This is a genomic window from Mycobacterium sp. AMU20-3851 (genome assembly GCF_043974665.1).
GTDB lineage: Bacteria > Actinomycetota > Actinomycetes > Mycobacteriales > Mycobacteriaceae > Mycobacterium.
The window spans coordinates 2,159,491-2,172,265 of the sequence record NZ_CP146371.1; the positions used below are offsets into that span (position 1 = coordinate 2,159,491).

Annotated in this window: 14 protein-coding genes; 10 read left to right on the top strand and 4 right to left on the bottom strand. The window is 69.3% G+C overall.

Going from position 1 to position 12,775, the window contains the following annotated elements:
• Nucleotides 1-20: 20 nt before the first annotated feature.
• The 8 genes from V4U86_RS10390 to V4U86_RS10425 all read left to right on the top strand — a co-directional run bounded on the left by V4U86_RS10390 (nt 21) and on the right by V4U86_RS10425 (nt 6,524).
• Entirely contained in the window at nt 21-983 is a 963-nt protein-coding gene (locus tag V4U86_RS10390; RefSeq protein WP_395311150.1) for a cell division protein FtsQ/DivIB, read from the top strand.
• Nucleotides 984-1,187: 204 nt separating this feature from the next.
• A complete protein-coding gene (gene ftsZ / locus V4U86_RS10395) occupies nt 1,188-2,345 on the top strand; it encodes a cell division protein FtsZ (protein WP_395311151.1) in 1,158 nt (385 codons plus the stop codon).
• A gap of 5 nt (nt 2,346-2,350) precedes the next feature.
• On the top strand, nt 2,351-3,058 hold the full coding sequence (gene pgeF, locus V4U86_RS10400; RefSeq protein ID WP_395311152.1) for a peptidoglycan editing factor PgeF: 708 nt from the start codon (nt 2,351-2,353) through the stop codon (nt 3,056-3,058).
• Nucleotides 3,055-3,801, top strand: a complete 747-nt coding sequence (locus V4U86_RS10405; protein ID WP_395311153.1) for a YggS family pyridoxal phosphate-dependent enzyme — start codon at nt 3,055-3,057, stop codon at nt 3,799-3,801. Before pgeF ends, V4U86_RS10405 begins: the two co-directional genes overlap by 4 nt.
• A 65-nt stretch (nt 3,802-3,866) precedes the next feature.
• Nucleotides 3,867-4,520: a cell division protein SepF gene (locus V4U86_RS10410; RefSeq protein WP_395311154.1), complete on the top strand. Its 654-nt coding sequence runs from the start codon at nt 3,867-3,869 to the stop codon at nt 4,518-4,520.
• A gap of 155 nt (nt 4,521-4,675) precedes the next feature.
• Nucleotides 4,676-4,978 (top strand): YggT family protein, encoded by a 303-nt coding sequence (locus V4U86_RS10415; protein ID WP_087024410.1) that lies wholly within the window; start codon nt 4,676-4,678, stop codon nt 4,976-4,978.
• A gap of 210 nt (nt 4,979-5,188) precedes the next feature.
• On the top strand, nt 5,189-6,013 hold the full coding sequence (gene wag31 / locus V4U86_RS10420; RefSeq protein WP_395311155.1) for a DivIVA-like cell division protein Wag31: 825 nt from the start codon (nt 5,189-5,191) through the stop codon (nt 6,011-6,013).
• A gap of 28 nt (nt 6,014-6,041) precedes the next feature.
• Nucleotides 6,042-6,524 carry a hypothetical protein gene (locus V4U86_RS10425; RefSeq protein ID WP_395311156.1) on the top strand — a complete coding sequence of 161 codons (483 nt, stop codon included), beginning with the start codon at nt 6,042-6,044 and terminating at the stop codon, nt 6,522-6,524.
• Here the strand turns inward: V4U86_RS10425 and V4U86_RS10430 are convergent.
• Nucleotides 6,521-7,207, bottom strand: a complete 687-nt coding sequence (locus V4U86_RS10430) for a phosphoribosyltransferase (protein ID WP_395311157.1) — start codon at nt 7,205-7,207, stop codon at nt 6,521-6,523. The two genes, V4U86_RS10425 and V4U86_RS10430, sit on opposite strands and share 4 nt — an antisense overlap.
• Nucleotides 7,208-7,275: 68 nt before the next feature.
• Here V4U86_RS10430 and V4U86_RS10435 point away from each other — a divergent pair, with 68 nt between their 5' ends.
• Nucleotides 7,276-8,616, top strand: coding sequence for a TIGR01777 family oxidoreductase (locus tag V4U86_RS10435; RefSeq protein WP_395311158.1), 1,341 nt, complete (start codon nt 7,276-7,278; stop codon nt 8,614-8,616).
• Here the strand turns inward: V4U86_RS10435 and V4U86_RS10440 are convergent.
• Genes V4U86_RS10440 through V4U86_RS10450 form a run of 3 tightly spaced genes read right to left on the bottom strand, consistent with a single transcriptional unit; the run spans nt 8,595 to nt 11,583 of the window.
• Nucleotides 8,595-9,323: a type 1 glutamine amidotransferase gene (locus V4U86_RS10440; RefSeq protein WP_395311159.1), complete on the bottom strand. Its 729-nt coding sequence runs from the start codon at nt 9,321-9,323 to the stop codon at nt 8,595-8,597. The genes V4U86_RS10435 and V4U86_RS10440 overlap by 22 nt on opposite strands.
• Nucleotides 9,324-9,332: 9 nt before the next feature.
• A complete protein-coding gene (locus V4U86_RS10445) occupies nt 9,333-10,010 on the bottom strand; it encodes a response regulator (RefSeq protein WP_395311160.1) in 678 nt (225 codons plus the stop codon).
• Nucleotides 10,003-11,583 carry a sensor histidine kinase gene (locus tag V4U86_RS10450; RefSeq protein WP_395311992.1) on the bottom strand — a complete coding sequence of 527 codons (1,581 nt, stop codon included), beginning with the start codon at nt 11,581-11,583 and terminating at the stop codon, nt 10,003-10,005. The genes V4U86_RS10445 and V4U86_RS10450 overlap by 8 nt, the downstream gene beginning before the upstream one ends.
• Before the next feature lie 149 nt (nt 11,584-11,732).
• Here V4U86_RS10450 and V4U86_RS10455 point away from each other — a divergent pair, with 149 nt between their 5' ends.
• Nucleotides 11,733-12,716 (top strand): Bug family tripartite tricarboxylate transporter substrate binding protein, encoded by a 984-nt coding sequence (locus V4U86_RS10455; RefSeq protein WP_395311161.1) that lies wholly within the window; start codon nt 11,733-11,735, stop codon nt 12,714-12,716.
• Nucleotides 12,717-12,775: the final 59 nt, after the last annotated feature.

A 12,775-nucleotide genomic window follows, 5' to 3' on the forward strand; every position in this document is an offset into this window, starting at 1 on the left:
CCGACCGGACGGTGCCCTAGATGGCCGACCCGGCCGACGGGCAGGAGGAGCCCGAAACGTCCTCGGCCCCCGACGCGGCGGCCGAGGACATCGCCGATGCGGCGGCCGACGAAACCGCCGACACGGCAGCCGCCGGCGCCGAGGACGCCGAAGCGGCTTCCGAGCAGGACTTCGAGGGGCCGCGTCGCCGGGCCCGCCGCGAACGGGAGGAGCGCCGGGCCGCGCAGGCGCGCGCCATGGCCATCGAGCAGGGCCGTCGGGAAGCCAAGCGCCGCGTCCTCGGGCAGGCCGAGCAGCCGAAACCGTCACACCGCGGGGTGATCCGTGGACTCAAGGTTTTGATGTGGACGGTGCTGATCGCGGTGTTGGTGGTGGGCGCGGGCCTGCTGCTCTACTTCACCCCGATCATGTCGGCGCGTGCGACGGTGATCACCGGCCTGGCCGCGATCACCGAGGACGAGGTCCGCGAGGCGGCCGCGGTCAGACCCGGTACGCCGCTGCTGCAGATCGACACCGACACGGTGGCCGAGCGGGTGGCCTCGATCCGGCGGGTTGCCAGCGCCCGGGTGCAGCGCGAGTACCCGTCCACCCTGCGCATCACGGTGGAGGAGCGGATCCCCATGGTGGTCAAGGACTATCCGGACGGACCGCACCTGTTCGACCGCGACGGTGTCGACTTCGTGACCGCCCCGCCGCCGCCCGGCCTTCCTTATATAGACACCGAGACGCCGGGCCCCAACGATCCGGCCACCAAGGCCGCGCTCGAGGTCCTCATCTCGCTGCCGCCGGAGGTGTCGGGTCAGGTGAGCCGGGTCGAGGCGCCCTCGGTGGCGGCCATCACGCTGATCCTGTTCGACGGCCGGAAAGTGGTGTGGGGCACCACCGACCGCACTGAGGAGAAGGCGCTCAAGCTCGCCGCGTTGCTCACCCAACCCGGGCAGATCTACGACGTGTCCAGCCCGGATCTGCCGACCGTCAAGTAGCCGGGCCCCGAAACGGGTGCGGTGAACACAGAAATTGTCTCGGCGTTTCGGCGCGCCTGCGATGATCCTGCGCCGCGTCGCCCTACCGTTCTGTTTGCACGGAACTACTTGACATAACTCTAAGCCTATGGTTGAGGTTGAGGGTTTCGCTCAGAGGCACCGACATCAGAGACATCGACATCAGGGCAGGAAAGGGCGACCGCGATGACCCCCCCGCATAACTACCTCGCCGTTATCAAGGTGGTCGGCATCGGCGGCGGCGGCGTGAACGCCGTCAACCGGATGATCGAGCACGGACTCAAGGGCGTGGAATTCATCGCCATCAACACCGACGCGCAGGCGTTGTTGATGAGCGACGCCGACGTCAAGCTCGACGTGGGCCGCGACTCCACCCGTGGCCTGGGTGCCGGCGCCGACCCGGAGGTCGGTCGCAAGGCGGCCGAGGACGCCAAGGACGACATCGAGGAACTGCTGCGCGGCGCGGACATGGTGTTCGTGACCGCCGGCGAGGGCGGCGGCACCGGCACCGGTGGTGCGCCGGTCGTCGCCACGATCGCCCGCAAGCTCGGCGCGCTGACCGTCGGCGTGGTGACCCGGCCGTTCTCGTTCGAGGGCAAGCGCCGCTCGAACCAGGCCGAGAACGGCATCAATGCGCTGCGCGAGAGCTGCGACACCCTCATCGTCATCCCCAATGACCGGCTGCTGCAGATGGGTGACGCCGCCGTCTCGCTGATGGACGCGTTCCGCAGCGCCGACGAGGTACTGCTCAACGGTGTGCAGGGCATCACCGACCTGATCACCACCCCCGGCCTGATCAACGTCGACTTTGCCGACGTGAAGGGTGTGATGAGTGGCGCGGGCACCGCGTTGATGGGTATCGGTTCGGCCCGCGGCGACGGCCGGGCACTCAAGGCCGCCGAGATCGCCATCAACTCCCCGCTGCTGGAAGCCTCCATGGAGGGTGCCCAGGGCGTGCTGCTCTCGGTCGCCGGTGGCAGTGACCTCGGCCTGTTCGAGATCAACGAGGCCGCCTCGCTGGTCCAGGAGGCCGCACACGCCGAGGCCAACATCATCTTCGGCACCGTGATCGACGATTCGCTCGGCGACGAGGTCCGCGTCACCGTGATCGCCGCCGGCTTCGACAGCACCGGACCCAGCCGCAAACCGGTTGTCGGCGAAGGCGCTTCGGGCACGGGTGTGGCGCCGGGCACGGCAGGCAAGGTGCGCTCCAGTGTGTTCGAGCCCGCCGACGCCATCTCGGTCCCGGCGCAGACCAACGGCGCGACGGTGAAGATCGGCGGTCCGGACGACGGTGGTATCTCCGACGACGACGTCGACGTGCCGCCGTTCATGCGCCACTGATTCCCGTGTCCGTTCGGGTTCGGCGCGTGACGACCACCCGTGCGGGCGGTGTATCCGCGCGGCCGTTCGACACCTTCAATCTCGGTGACCATGTCGGCGACGATCCGGCCGCGGTCGCGGCCAACCGGAGGCGACTGGCCACCGCCCTCGGACTGGCCGAGGACGCCGTGGTCTGGATGAACCAGGTGCACTCGGCCAATGTCGCCGTCGTGGACGGACCCCGCGCCACCGCGGTCGACCAGACCGACGCCCTGGTCAGCACCAACCGGCGGCTGGCACTGGCGGTGGTGTCCGCCGACTGTGTCCCGGTCCTGCTGGCGGATGCGCGCGCCGGCGTCATCGGCGCCGCGCATGCGGGACGGGTCGGCGCCCAACTCGGCATCGTGCCGCGCACCGTCGAACAGATGGTGGCCCTGGGCGCCTCGGTCGCCGACATCTCGGTGCTCCTGGGTCCCGCGGTGAGCGGACGCAACTATGAGGTGCCCGCGGAGATGGCCGCCGAGGTGGAGGCCGCGCTGCCGGGCAGTCGCTGCCGCACCGCCAAGGGGACACCGGGTCTGGACATCCGCGCCGGACTGGCGCGACAGCTGGCGGGTCTGGGGGTGACGGCCGTGGACATCGATCCGCGCTGCACCGTCGAGGACACCAGACTGTTCAGTCACCGCCGCGCTGCACCGACCGGGCGGCTGGCGTCCCTGGTGTGGCTGGAATGACCGGCGAGACCCATCGCGACGTCGAACTGGCCGGCGCGCTGGCGGCGGTGCGGACCCGGCTGGCACATGCCGCCGAGGCTGCGGGCCGGCCCGTCCGTGACATCGAGCTGCTGCCCATCACCAAGTTCTTCCCGGCCTCCGACGTCGTCATCCTGCGCCGGCTGGGCTGCTCGGAGTTCGGCGAGTCACGTGAGCAGGAGGCCGCCCAGAAAGTCGAGCAGGTCGCCGAACAGTTCCCGGACGACCCCATCCGCTGGCACATGGTCGGCCACATTCAGCGCAACAAGGCGCGCGCCATCGCGCGCTGGGCCTACGCCGCGCATTCGGTGGACAGTGCCCGGCTGATCGCCGCGCTCGGCGGCGGCGCGGAGCAGGAGCTCAGCGCCGGGCGGCGCACCGAGCCGCTGCGGGTCTACCTGCAGATCAGCCTGGACGGGGACCCGGCCCGTGGCGGGGTCGATATCGCCAACCCCGATCTGATCGACGAGCTCTGTGCCGCAACGGATGCCATCGACGCACTGGAGTTCGCGGGGCTGATGGGTATCCCGCCGCTGGACTGGGACCCCGAGGATGCGTTCGCCCGGCTGCAGGCCGAGCGTGACCGGGTTCAGCAGTCCTACTCCCAGCGGCTCGGACTGTCGGCGGGGATGTCCGGGGACATGGAGATCGCGGTGAGATACGGATCCACCTGTGTGCGTGTCGGAACCGCGTTGATGGGTCAACGTCCTCTAACGTCACCCTGAGTAGTCACTCCAGTCACATCTTCATCACAGACAACACAGACAGAAGTCGTTAGAAGGGGCAGGCGATGAGCACTCTGCACAAGGTCAAGGCCTACTTCGGTATGGCGCCGATGGACGATTACGACGACGAGTACTACGACGACGAACGTCCGGCGCGTGGCGGTTACCCGCGCCGCGGGGCCGAAGAGCGGTTCGAGGACGAGGGTTACGGCCGCGAGCCGCGCGGCTTCGACGACCGCATGCCCGCCCGCGAGTACGACGATCTGCCCGGCGCGTACCGCGGCGGCTACGCCGACGCGCCCCGTTTCGAGGGCCGACTGCGTGCCCCGCGCCCCGAATTCGACCGTGCGGGACCGCGTTTCGCACCGCCGACCCGTGGCGCGAGCGCGCTCGCGATGGAGCCCCGCCGGATGGCGGCACTGTTCGAGGAAGGCAGCCCGCTGGCCAAGATCACCACGCTGCGCCCCAAGGACTACAGCGAAGCCCGCACCATCGGTGAGCGCTTCCGCGACGGCACCCCGGTGATCATGGACCTGGTGTCGATGGACAACGCCGACGCCAAGCGTCTGGTCGACTTCGCCGCCGGCCTGGCGTTCGCGCTGCGCGGCTCCTTCGACAAGGTCGCGACCAAGGTCTTCCTGCTCTCGCCCGCCGACATCGACGTCAGCGCCGAGGAGCGTCGCCGCATCGCCGAGGCCGGGTTCTACTCCTACCAGTAGCGGGCGGCCGGCGACCGGGAGTCGGGCCGGCCGAGCCCTGCGACCTGCCAGGTAGGCTGAGGTCCAGGGTCGGCACCCCCGTCCCGATTGCTCGAATGTCCCCGTACCTGCGTGGTACCTGCCCGCTGATTCAGCAGTAGTGAGGTCGGCTTCAGTTGTCGATGGTCTTCCAAATCCTGGGTTTTGTGCTGTTCGTCTTCTGGCTGCTGCTCATCGCCCGCGTGGTCGTCGAGTTCATCCGCTCGTTCAGCCGTGACTGGCAGCCCAGGGGCGCGACGGTGGTGGTGCTGGAACTCATCCTCACTGTCACCGACCCGCCGGTGAAGCTGCTGCGCCGGATCATCCCGCAGCTGACCATCGGTGCAGTGCGATTCGATCTGTCGATCATGGTCCTGTTGCTGCTCGCCTTCATCGGTATGCAGCTGGCTTTCGGGGCTGCCGCGAGCGCTCTCAACTGACGTTTTCTGTGGAGAATCCGGTGCTCAGGGCCGGATGAGGCAGGGTCGAGCGGCATTCCCGCATGTCACGAGAACATTGAAATTCGTTCTTAATTACCAACCTCCTCTGCAACCGTAGAGTCTGCTGTGACAGGATGGACGCCAGTTACTTCCTACTGACGCTCTACACTTTGAAACCGGTTGACGGTCCAGACTCCAAGGGGGCAGACAATGCCGCTCACTCCAGCCGACGTTCACAACGTCGCTTTCAGTAAGCCGCCGATCGGCAAGCGCGGCTACAACGAGGACGAGGTCGACGCCTTCCTCGACCTGGTCGAGAACGAGCTGACCAGGCTCATCGAGGAAAACGCCGACCTGCGTCAGCGGGTGTCCGAGCTCGATTCGGAGCTGGCCGGGGCGCGTGCCGGGGGAGGCGTCGCCGCTACGCAGACCATCCCTCCGTACCAGGCGCCGCAGCCCGAGCCCGAGCCCGAACCGGCTCAGCCCGTGTACGAAGCCCCTGCGCCCGTCGCGGCACCCGCCGCCCCGGCCTCCGAGGATTCGCATCTGCGGGCCGCCAAGGTGCTCAGCCTGGCCCAGGACACCGCGGACCGTCTGACCAGCACCGCCAAGGCCGAGTCCGACAAGCTGCTCGCCGATGCGCGCGCCCAGGCAGACGCCCTGGTCAGCGACGCGCGGCAGACCGCCGAGACCACGGTCGCCGAGGCCCGCGCCAAGGCCGACGCGCTGCTGTCCGACGCCCAGACCCGCTCCGAGACGCAGCTGCGTCAGGCGCAGGAGAAGGCCGACGCCCTGCAGGCCGACGCCGAACGCAAGCACTCGGAGATCATGGGCACCATCAACCAGCAGCGCACCGTGCTGGAGGGCCGCCTCGAGCAGCTGCGCACCTTCGAGCGCGAGTACCGCACCCGCCTCAAGACCTACCTGGAGTCGCAGCTCGAAGAGCTGGGCCAGCGCGGTTCCGCCGCGCCGGTCGATTCCTCGGCGGGCAACGAGGGCGGCGGTTTCAACCAGTTCAGCCGCGGCAACAACTGACGGCCCGTATCTCGGCTGAATACGATCCATGCTGATCATCGCGCTCGTCCTCGCCGTCATCGGTCTGACCGCACTGGTGGCCGCCGTCGTCACCAGCAACGAGTTGATTGCCTGGGTGTGCATCGGAGCCAGCGTCATCGGTGTGCTGTTGCTCATCGCCGATGCGCTGCGTTCCCGCCGTGACGACGCCGCCGCCGCAACCGACGACGCCGATGGCGGAGGGGTCGGCGCGCATGATCAGCACGAGGTGCACGATTACCCGGACGAGCCGGTGACCGAGGTGGTCGAGACCGTCCCCGAGCCCGAGACGGAAGCCGACGCCGTGAGCGAAACCGAAGAACCCGAGACCGAAGCGGTCGAACCCACCGGGGTCACCGACACCGACGGTGGTCCGGCCGACTCCGACGAGAACGAGGGCGGCGCGGTGGAGATCTCACCGGATCCCGAGGCCCCGCCCGCCGACGCCGAGCCCGGCGACGTCCCGGCCAAGGACGCTTCCTCCAAGGACTAACCGTCCGGATCGGCACGTCCGGGCTGATCGCCCAGCAGCGCGCACACCTCCGTGTCGGTGGTCTGGGTGAAATCCTCGTACACCTGCCCGACCGCCTGGAAATCGGCCGGCTGGCTGAGGCAGACCAACTCGTCGGCCTCCGCGCCGATCCGGCGGCACGCCGCCGCGGCACCCACCGGTACCGCGACCACCACCCGGGCCGCACCGCCCTGCCGTACCGCCCGCACCGCGGCCAGCATGCTGGCGCCGGTGGCGATCCCGTCGTCGACCAGTACCACGGTGCGCCCGCGGATCTCCGGACCCGGGCGATCCCCGCGGTATGCGGCCTCGCGGCGGCGTAGTTCCCCGGTTTCCCGGTCGATCGTCTGCTGCAACTGCTTCTCGCTGACGTCCAGATTGCGGACCAGCTCCTCATTGCGCACCACCGCACCGCCGGAGGTGAGTGCGCCCATCGCCAATTCGGGCCAGCCCGGCACCCCCAGCTTGCGGACCAGGAACACATCGAGCGGGGCGTTCAGCGCGGCCGCCACCTCCCAGCCGATCGGGACGCCTCCGCGCGCCAACCCCAGTACCGTCAATCCGGGCTCGCCGGCCAGATGCGACAACTCGTCGGCCAGCACCCGGCCGGCGGTTCGGCGATTCCGGAAGATGGTGGCGTGGCCACCACGGTGTCGTCTGGGCATGGCAGTCTCCAGGCCAGTTTCTGCGATACGACCCGGGGGTACCCCGGCGCGGAGGGGAGCAATCACGCATGGGTATCGAATACGTGGGCGTCATCGACCATCCGCTCGATGCGGTCTTCGCCTGGCACACCAGGCCCGGCGCGATGCGCCGGTTGGTGCCGCCCTGGCAGCCGATGAAAGTGATCGCCGAAGCCGACAATCTGGCCGACGGTCGAGCCGTGCTCGGGCTGCCCGGCAGGCTGCGCTGGGTGGCTGCACACCAGCCGGGGGAGTTCGACCCGCCGCACCGCTTCGTCGACACATTGTCGACCGACGGGCCCGCCTCCTGGCCCGCCCGGGTGATCGGCACCTGGACCCATACCCACGAGTTCGCCGCCGCGGGCAGCGGTACCCGACTGTACGACCGCATCGACGCCGTCGTCCCGGCCGCGGCGCTGCGCCAGATGTTCGTCTACCGGCACACCCAACTGGCGCAGGACCTCGCCGCGCACCGAGCGGCGGGGCTGTCCCCGATGGTGGTTGCCGTCACCGGCGCCAGTGGCCTGGTGGGCGACGCGTTGACCGCGTTCCTGAGCACCGGCGGCCATCGCGTCATCCGGCTGGTGCGTCGCGCGCCCGCGAATGCCGATGAGCGGCAATGGGATCCGCAGCGTCCGGCACCCGATCTGCTGGCCGGGGTGGACGCCGTGGTGCACCTGGCCGGTGCCTCGATCGCGGGGCGCTTCACCGACTCGCACCGGGCAGCCATTCGGGACAGCCGCATCGGGCCGACGCGGGCGCTGGCCGAGGCCGCCGCGCGCGGGCCGGACGGTCCGAAGGTGTTCGTCAGCGCGTCGGCGATCGGATACTACGGCTACGAAGGGGGTGATTCGCTGCTCACCGAGGACGCCACCCGCGGTGACGGTTTCCTGGCCGATGTGGTGGCGGACTGGGAGGCCGCGACCGAACCCGCCACGGCCGCCGGGCTGCGCGTGGTCAACGTCCGGACCGGGGTGGTGCAATCGGCGCGCGGCGGCACGCTGCGGCTGCTGCGCCCGCTGTTCGCGGCCGGACTGGGCGGCCGTCTGGCTAGTGGTGACCAGTGGCTGGCCTGGATCGGTCTGGATGATCTGCTCGACGTCTACCACCGTGCGCTCTATGACACCCGGTTGACCGGCCCGGTGAACGCGGTGGCGCCCGACCCCGTGCGCAACACCGAGTACACCGCGGCACTCGGGCGGGTGCTGAACCGGCCCGCACTGCTGCCGGTGCCGTCCTTCGGTCCCAAGCTGCTGCTGGGTTCGCAAGGGGCACATGAGCTTGCCGAAGCCGACCAGCGGGTGGTCCCGGCCAAACTACAGGGGCTGGGACATACCTTCCGGCGCCCGGAGATCGAGGCCGCGCTGGCTCACGAACTGGGGCACGGCTGACGGCTGGTGTACGCCAGAAACCCGCGCACCAGCTGCCGGATGCGGCGGGCCGCATCATCGCGCAGTTCCCCGGTGGCCGAACGCAATTCGTCATGGCTACGGCCGACCATGGCGGCCTCCTCGGCCTCCAGGTCATCCTCGAGCCACAGTTCGAGCAGGGCGGGGTCGAGTTCGGGATGGAACTGCAGGGCCACCGCCCGGCCGATCGCGAAAGCCTGTGAGGCGCCCGGGGTACGGGCGATCTCGGTGGCCCCCGGCGGCACGGTCCACCGGTCGAAGTGCCATTCGAACCAGGGGCCCGGCGGTATCAGTTCGTGCCGATCGGATTCGACGTCGTACCAACCGATCTCGGGCGTGCCGGAGCGCTGCACGCTGCCGTCGAAGGCCTGGGCCAGCAGTTGGCCGCCGAAGCAGATGCCAAGCGTCGGCACACCGGACTGGGCGGCGGCCAGCAGCATGCGGGTCTGCGCGCCGACCCACGTGGAGCGCAGCGCATCGTCGTACACGGACCAGCGTGCGCCCAGCGGGACGATGACGTCGTAGGCCATCGGGTCGGGGAAATCGACGTCGAGCGCAGGGCGGCCAACATGGGAGGCCGGTACCACCTCGAAGGTGCTGACGTCGTATCCGGCGTCGGTGAAGGCCTCACCGAGCATGGCCTCGGGGGCGATCGGATCGTTGTAGAGGAACAGGACTGTCGGCGCCACCCGATGAATCTACTGTGCGCACCCGGCCGGGCGATAACGGCGTTCCGGGCGGCCCGCGCCGTATTGCAGGCGCAGTTCGAGCAGGCCGGCGGCGAGGTAGTGCTCCAGGTAACGGCGGGCGCTGACCCGGGAGATGCCGACCAGATCCGCGCATTCGGCCGCGGAAACCTCCTCGGCCTTGCCGACCGCCTCCAGCACCAGTCGTCCGGTCTCGGCCCCGAGCCCCTTGGGCAGTGCATCCGCGGCGGGGGCTACCGCCGGACCGCCGAACAGGGCGTCGATCATCGACTGGTCGGCCCCGCCGTCGGCCGCCAGCGCATCCGCCCGGGCGGCGAAGGCGACCAACTTGGCCTGCAACTGGTCGAACTCGAAGGGCTTGATCAAGTAGTCGGCCGCACCGCCGTCCAGCGCATCGCGGACGGTGTCCAACTCACGGGCCGCGGTGATCATGATGACGCCGACGTGATCACCCTCGGCCCGGAGCCGGTGCAGCACGTCGAGGCCGGTCATGTCGGGGAGATACACGTCCAGCAGGATCAGGTCCGGCCGGTGCTGTTGGGCGGCGGCCAGCGCTTCGGCTCCGGTGCGCGCCACCGCGATCGGGTGAAACCCGTCGATGCGCTCGACGAAGCGGCGGTGGATCTCGGCCACCATGAAATCGTCGTCGACGATCAGCACCTCACGCACGGGACGCCGCCAGAGCCGATGCCGGCAGCCGCACCACGAAGGACGCGCCACCGCCGGGTGCGTCACCGATCTGCGCCTGCCCGCCGTGCTGGGCCGTCACCAGCCGGACGAGCGCGAGTCCGATCCCTCGCTTCTCCGCTGGCCCGCCGGCACCGTCCGGTTTGGAGGTCACCCCGCGGGCGAACACCGATTCCCGAAGCTCCAGCGGCACACCGGGACCCGAATCGGTGACCGCGATCAGCAGCCCGTCGGTGTCCTCGATCCGAACGGTCACCCGCGCCGGTGCCGAACCCACCGAGGCGTCCACGGCATTGTCGATCAGGTTGCCCAGCACGGTGATCACGTCGGTGGCCAGGGCGGGTGGCAGGGCACGCAGCCGGCTGTCCTCGTCGAGGGTCAGCGTCACCCCGCTCTCCCCGGCCAGCGAGGTCTTGGCGATCAACAGCGCGGCCACCGCGGGATCGGACACCCGTTGCGTGACAGCATCGTTGATCTCCGCGCGGCGCCGGGTCAGGGTGCCGACCAGCTCGTGCACCGCATCGAACTCTCCGAGCTGGACCAACCCGGAGATGGTGTGCAGCTGGTTGGCGAACTCGTGGGTCTGCGCCCGCAGCGTGTCGGTGACACTACGGTGCGAGGACAACTGGGCCTGCAGGGCCGCCAACTCGGTGCTGTCGCGCATCGTGGTCACGGTACCGATCCGCCGCCCCTGGCTGCTGGCAGCACGCCGATTCAGCGCGAGTACTCGGCTGCGGGTGGCGATCACCACATCGTTCTCGTCGGCACCGTTCCCATTCGGGTTGTTCGCCTGGGACAGCAGGAAATCCACCACGGCCTGCTCCAACCCGACCTGGTCGGCGCGCCGGCCCACGGCGTCGGCTCCGATGCCCAGCAGGTCCTGGGCGCTGTCGTTGAGCACCGTGATCACCCCGTCCGGGTTCACCGCCACCACACCCTCGCGGATGCTGTGCAGCAAGGCTTCCCGATGGTCGGCCAGGCCGGCGATCTCGGTGACCTCCAGTCCGCGGGTGTGCCGCTTGATGCGCCGCGACAACAGCCAGGATGCCGCCATGCCCAGCAGTGCACCCAGGCCCAGGTACACCACCAGGCGTTCCCCGGCGCCCGCGAGCGACTGCCACACCGATGGATAGCCCTCGCTGACCGAGGCGACCGCCAGCACGTCTCCGGCACTGGACAGGATCGGCACCTGCCCGATCAGACTGTGCGTCCCGTCCACCTCGGCGTCGCCGAACCAGGCCCGTCCCTCGTCGGCGCGGCTGGGCCCCAGGTCGGTCCGGGCCCCGATGCGGGACGGGTCGGATGAGGCTCGCACGGTGCCGTCCGGGCCCAGGATCTCGGCCAGACTGGCGCCGGAGAGCGCCACCGCGCGGTCGACCTCGGGCGCCAGGAGCTTCTCCGCGAACGGATCGGAGTACCGGTCCCGCACGATCGGGGTGGACGCCATGTTCTCGGCCACCGCGATCATCCGCAGGCCGCGGACCTCGCGGAATTCGCTGGTCGACTGTGCCACCGAGACGGCCGCCACCGCGATCAACACGATGGCGACCACCATCAGCTGAAACGCCAGGAACTGCCCGGCGAGGCTGCGGCTCCAGCTCGTGTTCTTAATGACCACAACTTCCTTTGCGTCCACATGAGTGACCTGAGTCACGTGCCGGGTCCAGTATTGCTGAGCATCACACACAAGTGATTGGGGACGACATGTTCGATCGGCGTCACGCGAAGAAGGGCGTCCTGATCGCCTTGATCGCTGCGCTCCTGCTCGCCGGCTGCGGCGTGACCCGCGGCGAGGAAACCGGCCTGCACCGTCTGCGCATGATGGTGCCCAACAGCCCGGGTGGTGGCTACGACCTCACCGCGCGCACCGCGGTCAAGATCATGGAGGACGACGAGATCACCGGTCGCGTCGAGGTGTTCAACGTGATCGGCGCCGGCGGCACCGTCGCGATGGCGCGGCTGATGAACGAGCGCGGCAACGGCGATCTCATGATGATGATGGGTCTCGGCGTGGTCGGCGCGGTGTTCACCAACGGGTCGACGGCGCGGGCCTCGGACGCCACTGCGCTGGCCAAGGTGGTCGAGGAGCAGGAGGGCATCCTGGTGCCCGCCGACTCACCGTTCAAGACGGTGCAGGACTTCGTCGACGCGTGGAAGGCCGATCCGGCCAAGGTCACCGTCGGCGGCGGATCCAACCCCGGCGGCCCCGATCACCTGTTCCCGATGGAGACCGCCAAGGCCGTCGGCGTCGACCCGACCAAGGTCAACTTCGTCTCCTATGACGGCGGCGGTGACCTGCTGACGGCTCTGCTGGGCAACAAGATCGCCGCCGGCACGTCGGGTCTCGGCGAATACGTCGACCAGATCGAGGCCGGACAGGTTCGGGTGCTCGCGGTGTCCGGCGACGAACGGGTCGAAGGTGTCGACGCGCCCACCCTGCGCGAGGCGGGGATCGACCTGACCTTCACCAACTGGCGCGGAATCCTTGCCCCGCCTGGTATTTCGGACGAGGACCGGGCGGCCATGGTCAGGATCCTGGAAGAGCTGCACGCAACCGACGCATGGAAGGAGGCGCTGGTGAAGAACGGCTGGACCGATGCCTTCCTGACCGGCCCCGCATTCGAGGAGTTCCTGGCCGAGCAGGACCGGCGCGTCGAGACGACGCTGACCGATCTGGGGCTGGTGTGAGTACCGAACCGGAAGTGGCCGAGCGGGTTCGGCCCGACTACGCGCAGTACGTCGTCTGT